At 64.3% G+C, this 15,728-nt stretch carries 13 protein-coding genes and 4 tRNA genes; 2 read left to right on the top strand and 15 right to left on the bottom strand.

The window, feature by feature from the left end:
- Positions 1-195: 195 nt before the first annotated feature.
- The gene (locus OH705_RS08375) at positions 196-2,232 is read right to left on the bottom strand and encodes an FAD-dependent oxidoreductase (protein WP_267301816.1); all 2,037 of its coding nucleotides are present in this window, start codon (positions 2,230-2,232) and stop codon (positions 196-198) included.
- 205 nt (positions 2,233-2,437) lie between these two features.
- On the opposite strand from OH705_RS08375, the gene OH705_RS08370 reads away from it, so the two are divergent.
- Entirely contained in the window at positions 2,438-3,556 is a 1,119-nt protein-coding gene (locus tag OH705_RS08370; protein WP_094012616.1) for a nitrilase-related carbon-nitrogen hydrolase, read from the top strand.
- A gap of 4 nt (positions 3,557-3,560) precedes the next feature.
- The gene (locus OH705_RS08365) at positions 3,561-4,601 is read left to right on the top strand and encodes an AraC family transcriptional regulator (RefSeq protein ID WP_038706533.1); all 1,041 of its coding nucleotides are present in this window, start codon (positions 3,561-3,563) and stop codon (positions 4,599-4,601) included.
- A 203-nt stretch (positions 4,602-4,804) separates the two neighbouring features.
- On the opposite strand, the gene OH705_RS08360 is transcribed toward OH705_RS08365, so the two are convergent.
- The 14 genes from OH705_RS08360 to truA all read right to left on the bottom strand — a co-directional run bounded on the left by OH705_RS08360 (position 4,805) and on the right by truA (position 15,626).
- The gene (locus tag OH705_RS08360) at positions 4,805-5,692 is read right to left on the bottom strand and encodes a DUF2242 domain-containing protein (RefSeq protein WP_038706534.1); all 888 of its coding nucleotides are present in this window, start codon (positions 5,690-5,692) and stop codon (positions 4,805-4,807) included.
- Between the two features lie 197 nt (positions 5,693-5,889).
- A tRNA-Asp gene (locus OH705_RS08355) sits at positions 5,890-5,966 on the bottom strand.
- Between the two features lie 139 nt (positions 5,967-6,105).
- Positions 6,106-6,182: transfer RNA gene (locus OH705_RS08350), tRNA-Asp, on the bottom strand.
- 83 nt (positions 6,183-6,265) lie between these two features.
- Positions 6,266-6,342 (bottom strand) — tRNA-Asp (locus OH705_RS08345).
- 81 nt (positions 6,343-6,423) lie between these two features.
- Positions 6,424-6,499, bottom strand: a tRNA-Val gene (locus tag OH705_RS08340).
- A 250-nt stretch (positions 6,500-6,749) separates the two neighbouring features.
- Positions 6,750-7,523 (bottom strand): SDR family oxidoreductase, encoded by a 774-nt coding sequence (locus OH705_RS08335; RefSeq protein ID WP_031316683.1) that lies wholly within the window; start codon positions 7,521-7,523, stop codon positions 6,750-6,752.
- Positions 7,520-8,731, bottom strand: a complete 1,212-nt coding sequence (locus OH705_RS08330) for an O-succinylhomoserine sulfhydrylase (protein WP_267301810.1) — start codon at positions 8,729-8,731, stop codon at positions 7,520-7,522. Before OH705_RS08330 ends, OH705_RS08335 begins: the two co-directional genes overlap by 4 nt.
- A gap of 15 nt (positions 8,732-8,746) precedes the next feature.
- Complete coding sequence (purF, locus tag OH705_RS08325; RefSeq protein ID WP_023631895.1) at positions 8,747-10,252, bottom strand: amidophosphoribosyltransferase; 1,506 nt, start codon at positions 10,250-10,252, stop codon at positions 8,747-8,749.
- 42 nt (positions 10,253-10,294) lie between these two features.
- The gene (locus OH705_RS08320; protein ID WP_038706536.1) at positions 10,295-10,849 is read right to left on the bottom strand and encodes a CvpA family protein; all 555 of its coding nucleotides are present in this window, start codon (positions 10,847-10,849) and stop codon (positions 10,295-10,297) included.
- Between the two features lie 187 nt (positions 10,850-11,036).
- Entirely contained in the window at positions 11,037-11,699 is a 663-nt protein-coding gene (locus OH705_RS08315; protein WP_094012614.1) for an SPOR domain-containing protein, read from the bottom strand.
- Complete coding sequence (folC, locus tag OH705_RS08310) at positions 11,683-12,990, bottom strand: bifunctional tetrahydrofolate synthase/dihydrofolate synthase (protein ID WP_267301806.1); 1,308 nt, start codon at positions 12,988-12,990, stop codon at positions 11,683-11,685. The genes OH705_RS08315 and folC overlap by 17 nt, the downstream gene beginning before the upstream one ends.
- Entirely contained in the window at positions 12,990-13,883 is an 894-nt protein-coding gene (accD, locus tag OH705_RS08305) for an acetyl-CoA carboxylase, carboxyltransferase subunit beta (RefSeq protein WP_028690439.1), read from the bottom strand. Before accD ends, folC begins: the two co-directional genes overlap by 1 nt.
- A 208-nt stretch (positions 13,884-14,091) precedes the next feature.
- Positions 14,092-14,712 carry a phosphoribosylanthranilate isomerase gene (locus tag OH705_RS08300; protein ID WP_038706537.1) on the bottom strand — a complete coding sequence of 207 codons (621 nt, stop codon included), beginning with the start codon at positions 14,710-14,712 and terminating at the stop codon, positions 14,092-14,094.
- Positions 14,713-14,771: 59 nt separating this feature from the next.
- Positions 14,772-15,626 (bottom strand): tRNA pseudouridine(38-40) synthase TruA, encoded by an 855-nt coding sequence (gene truA, locus OH705_RS08295; protein ID WP_023632367.1) that lies wholly within the window; start codon positions 15,624-15,626, stop codon positions 14,772-14,774.
- Positions 15,627-15,728: the final 102 nt, after the last annotated feature.

The following is a 15,728-nucleotide window of genomic DNA, read 5'->3' as shown; positions in this document are numbered from 1 at the left end:
GCAGAGCAAGAGCAAGAGCAAGAGCAAGAGCAAGAGCAAGAGCAAGAGCAAGAGCAAGAGCAAGAGCAAGAGCAAGATACATGGAGCATATGAACACTACTCGCAGTGTTTCTTCAGTTACAGCTACTCGCTGACAAGCCAACTGCCAAAGGAAAACCTCACCTGTGAAAGTTGGCTCATCACCAGTTCAAACAATTACAATTCGGCCGCCAATCTCGACCCTTGGTTAATCGCCCGCTTGGCATCAAGCTCAGCCGCCACATCAGCACCACCGATCAAGTGCACCGATTGCCCGGCCGCCACAAGGCCATCATGCAACTCACGCAGCGGCTCCTGCCCCGCGCAGACAACGATGTTGTCCACCGCCAGCACCTGCGGCTCGCCGTCGCCGATGCGCACATGCAGGCCGGCATCGTCCACGCCGAGGTACTCGACGCTGTTGAGCATCTGCACCTGCTTGTTCTTCAGCCCCGTGCGGTGGATCCAGCCGGTGGTCTTGCCCAGGCCGTCGCCAACCTTGGTCTTCTTGCGCTGCAGCAGGTAGACCTGGCGCGCCGGCGCGTGAGGCTCTGCCTTCACCCCGGCCACACCACCACGGGCCTCCAGCTGCGTATCGATGCCCCACTCCTTCCAGAACGCCTCACGGTCCTGGCTGGTGGCCACGCCCTGGTGCACCAGATACTCGGACACATCGAAACCAATACCACCCGCACCGATCACCGCCACCCGCTGTCCCACCGGCTTGCGCTCGAGCAGCACGTCCAGGTAGTTCAGCACCTTGGCATTGTCAATGCCGGGAATGGCCGGCGTACGCGGTGCGATACCGGTGGCCAGGATGACTTCGTCATACTCGCCGGCCACCAACGCGGCGACGTCGACACGGGTATTCAAGCGCAGCTCAACCCCCGTGGACTTCACCTTGTTATGGAAGTAGCGCAGGGTCTCGTAGAACTCCTCCTTGCCTGGCACCCGCTTGGCCACATTGAATTGGCCACCGATCTCGCCGGCAGCATCGAACAGCGTCACTGCATGGCCGCGCTCGGCAGCCACGGTGGCGGCCGCCAGACCAGCCGGTCCGGCGCCGACCACGGCGATGCGCTTGACTGCCTGCACAGGCAGGTAGTTGAGCTCCGTCTCGTGACAGGCCCGCGGATTGACCAGGCAACTGGTCAGCTTGCCGCCGAAAGTGTGGTCCAGGCACGCCTGGTTGCAGCCGATGCAGGTGTTGATCTCGTCCCCACGGCCTTCGGCTGCCTTGTTGACGAAATCGGGGTCGGCCAGGAACGGCCGGGCCATGGAGACCATGTCGGCATCGCCCTCGGCCAGCACGGCCTCGGCCACTTCCGGGGTATTGATGCGGTTGGTGGTAATCAGCGGGATCCTCACCACGCCACGCAGCTTGGCGGTGACCTTGCTGAACGCCGCGCGCGGCACCTTGGTGGCGATGGTCGGGATGCGCGCCTCGTGCCAGCCGATGCCAGTGTTGATCAGTGTGGCGCCAGCCTGCTCGATGGCCTTGGCCAACAGCTCGATCTCGTCCCAGGTGCTGCCGCCCTCAACCAGGTCGAGCATCGACAGACGGAAGATGATGATGAAGTTCGGCCCCACCGCCTCGCGCACCCGCTGCACGATTTCCACAGCCAGGCGCATGCGGCTCTCATAACTGCCACCCCAGCGGTCGGTGCGGTGGTTGGTATGGGCGGCGAGGAACTGGTTGATGAAATAGCCTTCCGAACCCATGATTTCGACGCCGTCGTAGCCGGCGCGCTGGGCCAGGCTCGCGCAGATGACAAAGTCGCGGATCTGCTTCTCTATGCCTTCCTCGTCCAGCTCCTTGGGCTTGAACGGATTGATCGGCGCCTGGATGGCGCTAGGCGCCACTTGCCTAGGGCTGTAGGCGTAGCGTCCGGCATGCAGGATCTGCAGGCAGATCTTGCCCCCGGCGGCGTGCACCGCATCGGTGACGATCCGATGTTTGTCGGCCTCCTCCTCGGTACTGAGCTTGGCCGCGCCGGAATACACGCCACCTTCGTCGTTGGGCGCGATGCCACCGGTGACCATCAGACCGACGCCGCCACGGGCGCGCTCGGCGAAGTACGCGGCCATGCGTTCGAAGCCGCCGGGGCGCTCCTCGAGGCCAGTGTGCATCGAACCCATCAGGGTGCGGTTGCGCAAGGTGGTGAAGCCCAGGTCGAGTGGAGCCAGCAAGTGCGGGTAACGTTCAGTAGCCATGGATGAACTCCACAGTTGGCGTGATCACGGGAATGCGGGCGCCTCTGCCGCTGTCTACACCAGCTCGCGGGGCCCGTCGGTTGTCTGAGGCCGACATTAAACAGGCGTTTGAACGCGCTCAATGATCGAAACTGACAACTTATTGATCCTGCTGCACAGCAGGTCTACCCTAAGGCACCTCTACCGCACAACGCTGGAACGCTCCATGCGAAAACTGCTAGTCGGCGCCTTGGCGCTGGTCACCCTCGCCGCCCTCTGTGGCTACGGCTTCTGGACCCTGCAGCGCCCTGAGGGCCATTACCTGTCTGACCTGCGCATCGACCTGGCCCTCAACCAAGGCGTGCCAGGCGAGCACGGCAACCTGCTCGGGGTCGAGCCACTGCTGTATCCAGGCGACTATCAGAATCTGACACGCCTGCACCGCAAGCTCTCGGCCTATCTGGAGCAGGCGCGCGCGCAAGGGCTGGTCAATCCACGTACCGTGGTGGTACTCCCCGAGCATATCGGCACCTGGCTGTGGGCCCGTGGCGAAAAGCGCGAGCTTTACCAGGTGACCCAACGCAGCGAGGCTTGGCAATGGCTGGAGTTGAGCAATCCTCTGCGCTATGGCCTGGCCATGCTAGCAGCCAGCGGTGACGACCGCCGCTCGGATGCCCACCTGCGCATGAAAGCGGCCCAGATGGCCGCCGATTACCAGCAACTGTTCGGCAACCTGGCCCGGGAATTCGGCGTCACTCTGGTGGCGGGCTCCATCGTTTTGCCGGCGCCCTACGTCGAGAATGGCGTCCTGCGCACCGGCAACGGCCCGTTGTACAACAGCAGCCTGGTGTTCGCCAGCGATGGTTCGGTGCTCGGCCAGCCGCAGTCCCAGCAATACCCCGACAGCGAAAACCGGCGCTATATCCATGATGGCCGGCATCATCCTCTGCAGGTATTGCAGACCCCCGCCGGGCGCCTGGGCGTGCTGATCGGCAGCGATAGCTGGTATCCGGACAACCACCGGCAACTGGCCGCGCAATCGGTGCAAGTGATCGCCAACCCGGTCTTCCTCAGTGGCAAGCACAGCTGGCAGGCGCCCTGGCGTGGGAACCGCCATCAGGCGCAGGCGGCCGACCTCCCGCTGCGACGAGGCGAAGTCAGTGAGCAACGCGCCTGGCAACAACTACCGCTGGCCGCCAATGCCGGCACCCCGAGCATGAGCGTGTTCATGCGCGGCCAGTTCTGGGAGCTGGGCAGCGACGGGCAGGGCTTTGCCAGCCAAAGCGGCACACTGTGGGTCGGTAACGACAGCCACGGTGCGCGCCTGCTCAACCTGTGGCTGTGACGCGATGCCCCGCCCCCGTGTGCGCCTGGGTGACCTGTCGGTAGGTTTCGTCCAGCCCCTGGCAGAAGCACTTGCCAAGCTCGGCCATGACCCGCAGCCGCTGCTGCTACGCTACGGCCTTGACGCCAGGCGCCTGGCCGAGCCGGGTGCACGCTTGTCGATTCCGCGCTACATGCACTTGGGGCATGCAGCGATCGCCTTGTCCGCCGAACCTGCCTTGGGCCTACACATGGGGCGCCTGAGCCGCCTGGCCCAGGCCGGGCTGGCCGGGGTGACTGCCGCCCAGGCCCCCACCCTCGGCGAAGCCGCCCGCACCCTGCTGCGCTTCGAACCGTTGTATGCCGCCAACTACCGGGGTCGGTCGAGTTTCCACGAAGATACCCAGGGCGCTTGGCTGAGGTTCTATTCCATCAGCCCCTACAACAGCTACAACCACTTCGTGGTCGACTCGATGCTCGCGGGCTGGCTCGCGCAGCTCGGTGCCCTCAGCGCCAGGCCGGTGCAAGCCGAACGTCTTGAGATCGAATTCGACACTCCCACCTACGCCACGCAATACCAAGGCCTGTGTACGGGCACCGTGCATTTCGGTGGCACGGCCAACCAACTGCGCCTGAGCCGGGCCACCCTGGACCTGCCCAACCTGCAGCACTGCCCCAGTACCTGGCAGCACCTACTGCAGCTGTGCGAAGCGGAACTGGCCCAGCGCACCCGTGTGCGCAGCCTGGGCGAGCGCATCACCCACCTGTTGGGCCCACTGCTCAATGGCGGGCACGAACCGGACCTGGAGGAAGTGGCGCGGCACCTGCAACTGCCGACCTGGACGTTGCGCCGCAAGCTGGCCGAGGAAGGCACGCGCTTTCGCAACCTGCTCAACGACACACGGCGTGACCTGGCCGAGACCTATATCCGCGATACGGAACTGGCCTTCGGCGAGATCGCCTATCTGTTGGGATTCGCCTCGGCAGAGGCGTTCCAGCGCGCGTTCAAGCGCTGGACGGGGCTGACCCCGGGGGAGTTTCGCCGCCATCAGCGGCAAGTCGGTTAGAGCTCGGTGGCGTCGTCGGCCGGCTCCGGCAGGTCCAGCTCATAGGCTTGGAACTCGAGCAGTTCTTCCTGGTAATCGTCCATCTTCACGCCCCTCATTCGTCGTTCTTCTGTCATTGCGCCAACCTAAGCCAGCGTAATGACAGAATGATTACAGCCCTATGAACGATAAACGTAGCAGGCATCCAGGAAGTTATCGACGAGTCAGAGTGGCGCCGGCGCCTGCTCTGCCGCCGGGGCTTCCTGCTGGATCTGGATCGGCGCTGGCTCGACAGGCGGCGCGATGGGTTGCGAGCCCTTGCTGTCATCCACCACCGGCGCGGCCGGGGCCTCGCTGGACGGCACGGGAGGCGCTGGGGTGGCAACGGGCGCAGGCGCTGCGGCAGGGGCGGCAGCAACCGGTGTCGATACCGGAGCCGGTGTCTCTGCCACGCTTTCGGCTACCGGCGTGGCGGGCTGCGGTACGGGCGCGAGGGCTGCGGGCGCAGGCTCCGGCAGGCCCAGGTCGGCGGCAGGTTTTTCCACCTTCGGCTCGGCGGCAGGCTCGGACTTCTCCGGCTTCTTCGGTTTCGGTAGGTAGCTTTCGACCAGGGCGAAGTAACGATCGTAGAACTGCGCAGCAGTGACCGTCTCGCTGGCCACCTTGACCATGGAGTCGTCGGTGGAGCCGATCGGCATCGACACCGAGCCCAGCACGCCCACGCCGAGGCTGGCGGAAGTGTTGGACTTCTTCAGGGCATAGCGATCCTGCAGGGCGTTGGCGAACATGGTCGAGCGATGCTTGTCGCTCATGTCCGAAACGCAGGTGATGTTGAAGCTGATCTGCAGGTGGTTCTCGGCGTTCTGCTGGAAGCTCTTGTTGCCGGCGACCTGGTTGGCATCGCTGCTGGTGATGATGTAGCCCTGGCTGAGCAGCGCACGGCGCGCCGCCTCGCAGGAGCCCGCTTCGCTGGTGGCGAAGGTGCGGGAAAAGGTGCCCGAGTCATCGAAGTTCTCATGCTCGTAGACGGCGGCCTTTTTCGAGGAACAGCCGGACACGCCCGCCAGCACGAGGGCCAGCCCGAGCGCGCCATAGACGGTTGATCTAGACATTGCCAATTCCGGGAAGAAACGAATGGGGCGTATTGTGCATCACATCGATCAGCGGCTGAAACCTTTGATCGGTGAAGAGTCTGTCAGCTTTGTTGGAAATCCTTGCCCATGGTCGGGCAAGTTGCTGAAACGAAAAAAGCGACCCTAAGGTCGCTTTTCCGTTGCTTCGAGGTGTTCAAAGGGCCTCGAGGCGAAGATGGCGCAGCGGACGGGACTCGAACCCGCGACCCCCGGCGTGACAGGCCGGTATTCTAACCGACTGAACTACCGCTGCGTATCGTTCGGGCTTGCACCCGATTGAAACTGGGATCTGAGCTTTCAAGCGCTACAGCGCGAAAGCCAGGAACAAAAAAGGCGACTTATCATCGCCTTTTCTGCTTGCCTCGAGCGTTCATGGGGCTCTTGGCGAAAGATGGCGCAGCGGACGGGACTCGAACCCGCGACCCCCGGCGTGACAGGCCGGTATTCTAACCGACTGAACTACCGCTGCGTATCGTTCAGGCTTGCGCCTGATTGAAACTGGGACCTGGCCTTTCGGCCTCAGACCGGTGCAAGCACCCATCTGGAATAAAATGGCGCGGCGGACGGGACTCGAACCCGCGACCCCCGGCGTGACAGGCCGGTATTCTAACCGACTGAACTACCGCCGCGCAGTGCTGGACTTGCGTCCTGTTTCTCTCTGCCAGAGGGCTTCTTGCAAAGCACCTTGGACCAGAAACGCTCTCAGGAAGTGGTGGGTGATGACGGGATCGAACCGCCGACCCTCTGCTTGTAAGGCAGATGCTCTCCCGGCTGAGCTAATCACCCCCGCGATGTTGCTTGTTGCGTTTGCTTCGCTGAGGCCGCGAAATTTACGCAGGTACCGATGCTAAGTCAATACCCCCATTGAAGTTTTTTTCAAAAAGGGCAAAAAAGGCAGCCTGATCGCGGGGCAAGCACGCCCCCCACAATCCAGACGCCCACAGCGTGGGAGCGGGCTTGCCCCGCGACAGGGCCGGGACAACCGACAAAAAAGGGCCTTTCGGCCCCTTTGTCTTACATCTCAACAGGTTACAGCTCAGGCGTAGATCATCTTGCGGGTCATCCCGCCATCGACCACGAACTCCTGGCCGGTGACAAACCCCGCCTGGCGCGACAGCAGCCACGCCACCAGCGCCGCCACGTCCTCCACCGTCCCTACCCGGCCAGCCGGATGCTGGGCATGGTCGGCGTCGCTCAGCGGCTCGGCGCGCCGCTGCGAGGGGTCACGGGCATCGATCCACCCCGGGCTCACGGCATTCACGCGGATCTCCGGCGCCAGGCTCATGGCCAGGGCATGGGTCAATGCGACCAGCCCGCCCTTGCTGGCAGCATAGGCTTCGGTATCCGGTTCGGATTGCCGGGCACGGGTGGAGGCCAGGTTGACGATCGCACCACCATGGGCGCGCAGGTAAGGTGCGCAGTGCTTGGCCAGCAGCATCGGGCCATTGAGGTTAACCGCCAGCACCCGGTTCCATTGGGCCAGGGACAGACTCTCCAAAGTCTGGTTGTGCGGATTGGCGATCGCCGCATTGCACACCAGCGCATCCAGCCGGCCAAACTGCCCGAGCACCTCGGACACTCCAGCACTGACCTGGGCCTCGTCGGCCACATCCATGGTAATGAACCAGGCATTGTCACCCAGGGCCTTGGCAACCTTGGCACCACGCGGGCGGTCCAGGTCGCTGAGCACTACCTGCCAGCCCTCGCAGATCAACCAGGCAGCAATGCCCAGGCCGATGCCGCGGGCGGCACCGGTCACCAGGGCCACCCGACCATTATGGCCGGGCTCGCCACCCTTCCAGTCGATCACAGCGCCGCCAGGCCGCGGGCCAGATCGGCTTGCAGGTCGGCCACATCTTCCAGCCCGACCGCCACACGCACCAGGCTGTCGCGGATACCCGCCGCTTCACGCTCCTGCGGCGTCAGACGGCCGTGGGAGGTGGTTGCCGGGTGGGCGATGGTGGTCTTGCTGTCACCGAGGTTGGTGGTGATCGAGATCACCCGGGTGGCGTCGATGAAGCGCCAGGCGCCTTCCTTGCCGCCCTTCACCTCGAAGCTGACCACCGCGCCGAAGCCGCTCATCTGGCGCTTGGCCAGTTCATGTTGCGGATGGCTCGGCAGGCCGGCGTAGTGGACCTTCTCGACACCGTCCTGCTGCTCGAGCCACTCGGCCAGCGCCTGGGCGCTCTCGCAGTGGGCGCGCATGCGCAGCTTGAGGGTCTCCAGGCCCTTGGTGAAGACCCAGGCGTTGAAGGGGCTGAGGGTCGGGCCGGCGGTACGCAGGAAGCCCACGACTTCCTTCATCTGCTCGCTGCGACCGGCCACCACGCCGCCCATGCAACGGCCCTGGCCGTCAATGAACTTGGTCGCAGAGTGGAACACGATATCGGCACCGAGCTTGAGCGGTTGCTGCAAGGCCGGGGTGCTGAAGCAGTTGTCCACCACCAGCAGCGCGCTACGGGCGTGGGCGATTTCGGCCAGGGCGCTGATATCGACCAGCTCGGCCAGCGGATTGGACGGCGACTCGACGACCAACAGCTTGGTATTGGCCTTGATGGCTTTTTCCCAGCCGCCCAGGTCGACCAGCGGTACGTAGTCCACCTGCACGCCGAAACGCTTGAAGTACTTCTCGAACAGGCTGATGGTCGAGCCGAACACGCTCTGCGATACCAGCACATGGTCGCCGGCACTGCACAGCGACATGACCACGGCGAGGATCGCCGCCATGCCGGTGGAGGTGGCCACGGCCTGCTCGGCGCCTTCCATGGCCGCCAGGCGCTCCTCGAAGGCACGCACGGTCGGGTTGGTGTAGCGTGAATAGACGTTGCCAGGCGTTTCGCCAGCAAAGCGCGCGGCAGCGTCGGCAGCCGTGCGGAAAACATAACTGGAGGTCAGGAACAGCGCTTCGCTGTGCTCGGCCTCCGGTGTACGGTTCTGACCGGCGCGCACCGCCAGGGTGTCGAAACCGACACCCTCGAGGTCACTGTCCAGTCGACCGGCATCCCATTGTTCGGTCATGCCGTCGCTCCCAAATCAGTTGTTGTACAGGTCGATGATCGCGCTGACCGCCTGGGTCTTCACCTTGGCCAGGTCATTACGGGCCTGCTCGATGCGGTCGAGGTAGGCTTCGTCGATATCGCCGGTGACATACTCACCGTTGAACACCGCGCAATCGAAATGCTCGATCTTGATCTTGCCGCCACCGACCGATTCGATCAGGTCCGGCAGGTCCTGATAGATCAGCCAGTCGGCGCCGATCAACTCGGCCACCTGTTCGGTGGTACGGTTGTGGGCGATCAGTTCGTGAGCGCTCGGCATGTCGATGCCGTAGACGTTGGGGTAGCGTACCGCAGGGGCCGCGGAGCAGAAGTAGACGTTCTTGGCGCCGGCTTCGCGGGCCATCTGGATGATCTGCTTGCAGGTGGTGCCGCGCACGATCGAGTCATCCACCAGCATCACGTTCTTGCCGCGGAATTCCAGCTCGATGGCATTGAGCTTCTGGCGCACCGACTTCTTGCGCGCGGCCTGGCCGGGCATGATGAAGGTACGGCCGATGTAGCGGTTCTTGACGAAACCTTCGCGGAACTTGACGCCCAGGTGGTTGGCCAGTTCCAGCGCCGCGGTGCGGCTGGTGTCGGGGATCGGGATGACCACGTCGATGTCGTGGTCCGGGCGCTCGCGCTGGATCTTCTCGGCGAGCTTCTCGCCCATGCGCAGGCGCGCCTTGTACACCGAGACACCGTCGATGATCGAATCCGGACGAGCCAGGTAGACGTGCTCGAAGATGCACGGCTGGAGTTTCGGGTTTTCCGCACACTGCTTGGTGAACATCTGGCCGCCTTCCGTGATGTACACCGCCTCACCCGGCGCCAGGTCGCGGATCAGGGTGAAGCCGAGCACGTCCAGGGCCACGCTTTCCGAGGCGATCATGTACTCGACGCCTTCGTCGGTGTGACGCTGGCCGAACACCACCGGGCGGATGCCGTTGGGGTCACGGAAGCCGACGATGCCGTAGCCGGTGATCATCGCTACCACCGCGTAGCCACCGACACAGCGGCTGTGCACGTGGGAAACGGCGGCGAAAACGTCCTCTTCGGTCGGCTGCAGCTTGCCGCGCACGGCCAGTTCGTGGGCGAACACGTTCAGCAGCACTTCGGAGTCGGAGTTGGTATTGACGTGGCGCAGGTCGGACTCGTAGATCTCCTTGGCCAACTGCTCGACATTGGTCAGGTTGCCGTTGTGCGCCAGGGTGATGCCGTACGGCGAGTTGACGTAGAACGGCTGGGCCTCTGCCGAGGTGGAGCTGCCAGCGGTCGGGTAACGCACATGGCCGATGCCGATGCTGCCCACCAGGCGCTGCATGTGGCGCTGCTGGAAGACATCGCGCACCAGGCCGTTATCCTTGCGCAGGAACAACCGGCCGTCGTGGCTGGTCACGATACCGGCAGCGTCCTGGCCGCGGTGCTGAAGCACGGTTAGCGCATCATACAGCGCCTGATTGACGTTCGACTTACCGACGATACCGACGATGCCACACATGCGACGCAACCCCTACTTTGATGAAACTTGAGTGAAGCGCGCTCAGGGCTTGGTCGGCCCGAGCAACTGCTCCTTGAACGGAAGGTCAACGGGTGCGCTGACCCCACTGGACATCCACTGGCCGCTGAACCCGAGTATGAGGTTCTTCGACCAATCGGCTACCAATAGAAATTGTGGTATCAGGCGCGATTCCTGCCACCACGGATCCTGTTGCACAGGCCCCAGGCTCAACAGCCCGACCGCCACCACCACCAGCAGCCCCCCGCGCGCGGCGCCGAAGGCCATGCCGAGGAAGCGATCGGTGCCGGACAGCCCGGTCACGCGAATCAGCTCGCCGATGAGGAAATTGAGCATCGCCCCGACCAGCAGCGTGGCGACGAAAAGAATGGCGCAGCCGGCAATGACCCGTGCGGACGGCATCTGGATATAGCTTTCCAGATACTGCGCAAGCGAGCCGCCGAACATCCAGGCCACCGCGCCGGCGACAATCCAGATGAGCAGGGACAAGGCTTCCTTGACGAAGCCGCGCTTGAGACTGATCAGTGAGGAAATGGCGATGATCGCGATGATCGCCCAATCAACCCAGGTAAATGCCACGGTGTTGCCTGCCGACGTTTGAGGCGGCGCATTTTACCAGAGCAAGGGGGCTTGGGGTAAGCGGAATGTCAGGTGTTTGAAGGGCTGCAGGCTGACTCCTGGGACAGCTTTGCAGGTTTGAAAACCATCGCGGGGCAAGCCCACTCCCACGCGACAGGTGGGAGCCGGTTTGCCCCGCGATGGAATGTCAACCACGCTCCGGCTGGAAACGCACGACGATGCCTTTCAGGTTCTGCTGGCGATTGATCACATCACGCAGGCGCTCGGCTTCTGCCCGCTCGATCAACGGCCCGACGAATACCCGATTCATGCCATCCGCCGAACGGATATAGGCGTTGTAGCCTTGGCTGCGCAGGGTCTTCTGCAGGTTCTCGGCACCGGCCCGATTGGACAGGCTGGCCAGCTGGATCGACCAGCTCACCGGCAGGCCGTTGACGTCGATCTTCGAAGGTGCAGCGGGCTTGGCCGCGGCAGCAGCAGGCGCCAAACGGGGCTCGACCTTGGCTACCGCCGGAGGGGGTACCGAAGTCTGCGGTTTGGGCTGAGGCTGCGCCGCAGTCGGTGCCGGGGTGATCGGCTGGCTCGGCGTAGCTACCGGCGCCGTGGACTCATCAACCACCACTACAGGCTGGTCGCTCTGCTCCGGCAGCGGTTGTGGCTCCGGCACCTGGACAGGCTCTACCTGCACCTGAGGCAGATTGGGCATGGCCGGCGCTTCCGGCGCCTCGACACGCACCTGGCGCATCTCGTCCTCGCGGGTGAACAGCATCGGCAGGAAGATCACCGCCAGCGCCACCAGCACCAGCGCACCGACCATGCGCTGCTTCATCCCTTTATCCAGCACTGCCATCTACTCCATCCTCGGAAACCTGCCGTTCAAGCCAGGCCAGGGCCTCGCCAACGCAGAAAAACGAACCGAACAGCAGGATCTGGTCATCCGCCGTCGCCTGGGCGCACTGCCCTTCGAGGGCAGCTGCGACACTGGCGTAAAACTTCACTGACGCACCGAGGTTCGTCAAGGCATCCGCCAGCTCTGCGGCCGGGCGGCTGCGCGGCGTGTCCAGCGGCGCCACTGCCCAGTCGGCGACCTGGCCGCGCAGCGGCGCAAGCACGCCGGCCAGGTCCTTGTCGGCCAACAGGCCGAAGACCGCCAGACGTCGCCCCTTCACCGGGCGTGCCGCCAAGCGGCGGGCCAGGTACTCGGCGGCGTGTGGGTTATGGCCGACATCCAGCAACAACTCCACGCGCCTGCCCTGGAGCAGCAGCTCACGTCGGTCGAGACGGCCAGTGATACGAGTATCCAGCAAAGCCTGACGAACCTTGCCGGCATCCCACGGCAGCCCCGTCAGCAGGAAGGCCTGCAAGGCCAAGGCGGCATTCTCCATGGGCAGGTCGAGCAACGGCAGGTCACGCAGTTCAACGGGCGATCCGTCGAGCTGGCAACCACGCCAATGCCAGTGGTCAACGCTGCTATCCAGGTCGAAATCACGTCCACGCAGGAAGAACGAGCAATCCAGCTCACGCACCTTGTCCAGCAAAGGCTGCGGCGGATCAAGGTCACCGCACAGCGCCGGCTTACCCCGACGGAAGATTCCCGCCTTCTCGAAGGCTACCGACTCGCGGCTATCGCCCAGGTAATCGACGTGGTCGACGCCAATGCTGGTGACCAGCGACACGTCGGCATCCACCAGGTTGACTGCATCCAACCGGCCACCCAGGCCGACCTCAAGCACCACCGCATCCAACGCGGAGTGCTTGAACAACCAGAACGCCGCCAGGGTGCCCATCTCAAAATAGGTCAGCGAGATGTCGCCACGCGCCGCCTCCACCGCAGCGAACGCTTCGCACAGGCGCTCATCGCTGGCCTCCTGGCCGTCGATCAGCACCCGTTCGTTGTAACGCAGCAGATGCGGCGAACTGTACACCCCGACCCTTAGCCCCTGCGAGCGCAGCAACGCGGCCATGAAGGCGCAGGTCGAGCCCTTGCCGTTGGTGCCGGTCACCGTGACCACACGGGGCGCCAGCGTGCCCAGCCCCAGGCGCGCAAGCACCTGTTGCGAGCGCTCCAGGCCCATGTCGATGGCCGAGGGGTGCAACTGTTCGAGGTAGGCGAGCCAGTCGCCCAGGCTGCGCTGGTTCATCACGCGACCGCGGCGACCTCTTTGGCCGCTTCAGGGGTCGGCTGGCCGGTCATCTGCGCCAGCAGGCGGGCCAGGCGCGGACGCAGCTCGTCACGGGAAATGATCAGGTCGATGGCACCGTGCTCCAGCAGGAACTCGCTGCGCTGGAAGCCTTCCGGCAGCTTCTCGCGCACGGTCTGCTCGATAACCCGCGGGCCGGCAAAGCCGATCAGCGCCTTCGGCTCGCCGACAATCACGTCGCCAAGCATCGCCAGGCTGGCGGAAACGCCGCCGTAGACCGGGTCGGTCAGTACCGAGATGAACGGGATGCCTTCTTCGCGCAGGCGCGCCAGCACGGCGGAGGTCTTGGCCATCTGCATCAGCGAGATCAGCGCTTCCTGCATGCGCGCGCCGCCGGAAGCGGAGAAGCAGACCATCGGGCAGCGGTTTTCCAGCGCGTAGTTGGCAGCGCGCACGAAACGCTCGCCGACGATGGCGCCCATCGAGCCGCCCATGAAGGAGAACTCGAAGGCGCTGACCACGATCGGCATGCCCATCAGGGTGCCGCTCATGGAGATCAGCGCGTCCTTCTCGCCGGTCTGCTTCTGCGCGGCGGTCAGGCGGTCCTTGTACTTCTTGCCGTCACGGAACTTCAGGCGGTCGACCGGCTCCAGGTCGGCGCCCAGTTCGGCGCGACCTTCTGGATCGAGGAAGATATCGATGCGCGCGCGGGCGCCGATACGCATGTGATGGTTGCACTTAGGGCAGACGTCGAGGGTTTTTTCCAGCTCCGGGCGATACAGCACGGCTTCGCAGGACGGGCACTTGTGCCACAGTCCTTCCGGCACCGAGCTCTTCTTCACCTCGGAACGCATGATCGAAGGGATCAGTTTGTCTACCAACCAGTTGCTCATGCTTGCTTTCTCCAGTATTGGCCGGGGAGACCTTTGCGGCCCCGCCCTGCCCTTGAGCTCAAATTCTTCTGTAAAGCGACGATGGGCCGACCTCGGGCCGCCCCACCTCCAATTCTTCCCCGGCACGCCCCGCGCTCTGGCGCGGCCTGGCAGCACCGGGCTGCGAAAGCTATGGACGATGGCGCGCGGCCAGCCGTCACATCCGCGTTCACGCGCGCTTGACCGCCTGCATGAAGGCTTCGATCCTTGCCGCATCCTTGATGCCCTTGGCCTGCTCCACGCCGCCGCTGACGTCCACCGCGTACGGGCGCACCTGGCGAATGGCCTCGGCGACGTTGTCGGCCGACAGGCCACCGGCAAGGATTATCGGCTTGCTCAGGTGTTGCGGAATCAGTGACCAGTCGAACGCCTCGCCGGTTCCTCCCGGCACGCCCGGCACATAGGCATCCAGCAAGATGCCGCGAGCGCCAGCGTAGTGCCGACAGGCGGCCTCCAGGTCATCCCCCGGGCGCACCCGCAGGGCCTTGATCCAGGGGCGGTGGTAGCCCTCGCAATCGGCCGGGGTTTCATCGCCGTGGAACTGTAGCAGGTCCAGGGAAACCACTTCGAGGATCTCGTTGAGCTCGCAGCGCGAGGCGTTGACGAACAGCCCCACGGTGGTCACGAACGGCGGCAGCGCGTCGATGATCGCACGCGCCTGACGCACGTCCACCGCCCGCGGGCTTTTCGCATAGAAGACGAAACCGAGGGCGTCGGCGCCGGCCTCGACCGCGGCCAGGGCATCCTCGATGCGGGTAATCCCGCAGATCTTGCTGCGAACATTGCTCATGGACAGCGAACCTTGAGTGATCGGGAAAGCGTCGATGGTAGCAAATGACCTGTGCCCCGTCAGTCCGCCAGCGCCTCGTAGCCAGTAAGAAAGTGTGGGCCGATGTAACGCTGCGGCAGCGCGTATTCTTCCGGGTACTCCACCTGCACCAGGTAAAGACCGTAAGGGTGCGCGGTTACCCCGCCGTCACGGCGGTTGCGCCCTTCCAGCACCTCGCGGGCCCACTCCACCGGACGCTCGCCGGCACCGATGGTCATCAGCACGCCGGCAATGTTGCGCACCATGTGGTGCAGGAACGCGGTGGCACGCACATCCAGCACGATCATCCGCCCATGCCGGGTCACACGCAGGTGGTGGATGTGCTTGATCGGCGACTTGGCCTGGCACTGGCTGGCGCGGAAGGCGCTGAAGTCATGGGTGCCCAGCAGGTATTGCGCGGCCTCGGCCATGCGCTCGACGTCCAGCGGGCGGTGGTTCCAGGTGACTTCCTCGGCCAGGTGCGCCGGACGGATCGGGTCGTTGTAGATCACATAGCGGTAGCGCCGCGCGGTGGCCTTGAAGCGGGCATGGAAGTGCGCAGGCATGGGCGCCGACCAGACCACGCTGATGTCGTGGGGCAGGTTGAAGTTGGTGCCCAGGGTCCAGGCGCGCTCGTCGCGCACGGCGCGGGTGTCGAAATGCACGATCTGCCCGCAGCCATGGACGCCGGCATCGGTGCGCCCGGCGCAGATCACCGAGATAGGTTCGTTGGCCACCGTCGACAGCGCCTGTTCCAGGGCCTGCTGGACACTCGGCACGCCGCTGGCCTGGCGTTGCCAGCCGCGATAGCGCGAACCTTTGTATTCCACGCCCAAAGCGATGCGGGTGTAGCCTTCGGCAGCCGATTCGGCGGCGGCGGTATCGATGATGTCCAAGAGCGGCAAACCTGATGATGAAACGAAAGGCGGGAGTATACCGGCAAACCGTGCAGGGGCCGAAATGATCGCGGGGCAAGGCCGCTCCCACGTCTTGCGTGA

The sequence above is a fragment of the Pseudomonas sp. BJa3 genome, from assembly GCF_026343815.1.
GTDB lineage: Bacteria > Pseudomonadota > Gammaproteobacteria > Pseudomonadales > Pseudomonadaceae > Aquipseudomonas > Aquipseudomonas soli.
Note: the sequence above shows the minus strand (reverse complement) of the source record. Positions and strands in the feature narration are given on the sequence as shown.

What these genes read in the sequence shown, in the direction of transcription:
- OH705_RS08365 (WP_038706533.1), top strand. Translation starts at nt 3,561, where the DNA reads ATGCCCCGCCCCCGTGTGCGCCTGGGTGACCTGTCGGTAGGTTTCGTC.
- OH705_RS08360 (WP_038706534.1), bottom strand. Translation starts at nt 5,692, where the DNA reads ATGTCTAGATCAACCGTCTATGGCGCGCTCGGGCTGGCCCTCGTGCTG.
- accD (WP_028690439.1), bottom strand. Translation starts at nt 13,883, where the DNA reads ATGAGCAACTGGTTGGTAGACAAACTGATCCCTTCGATCATGCGTTCC.
- OH705_RS08315 (WP_094012614.1), bottom strand. Translation starts at nt 11,699, where the DNA reads ATGGCAGTGCTGGATAAAGGGATGAAGCAGCGCATGGTCGGTGCGCTG.
- OH705_RS08375 (WP_267301816.1), bottom strand. Translation starts at nt 2,232, where the DNA reads ATGGCTACTGAACGTTACCCGCACTTGCTGGCTCCACTCGACCTGGGC.
- folC (WP_267301806.1), bottom strand. Translation starts at nt 12,990, where the DNA reads ATGAACCAGCGCAGCCTGGGCGACTGGCTCGCCTACCTCGAACAGTTG.
- OH705_RS08300 (WP_038706537.1), bottom strand. Translation starts at nt 14,712, where the DNA reads ATGAGCAATGTTCGCAGCAAGATCTGCGGGATTACCCGCATCGAGGAT.
- OH705_RS08330 (WP_267301810.1), bottom strand. Translation starts at nt 8,731, where the DNA reads ATGACCGAACAATGGGATGCCGGTCGACTGGACAGTGACCTCGAGGGT.
- purF (WP_023631895.1), bottom strand. Translation starts at nt 10,252, where the DNA reads ATGTGTGGCATCGTCGGTATCGTCGGTAAGTCGAACGTCAATCAGGCG.
- OH705_RS08370 (WP_094012616.1), top strand. Translation starts at nt 2,438, where the DNA reads ATGCGAAAACTGCTAGTCGGCGCCTTGGCGCTGGTCACCCTCGCCGCC.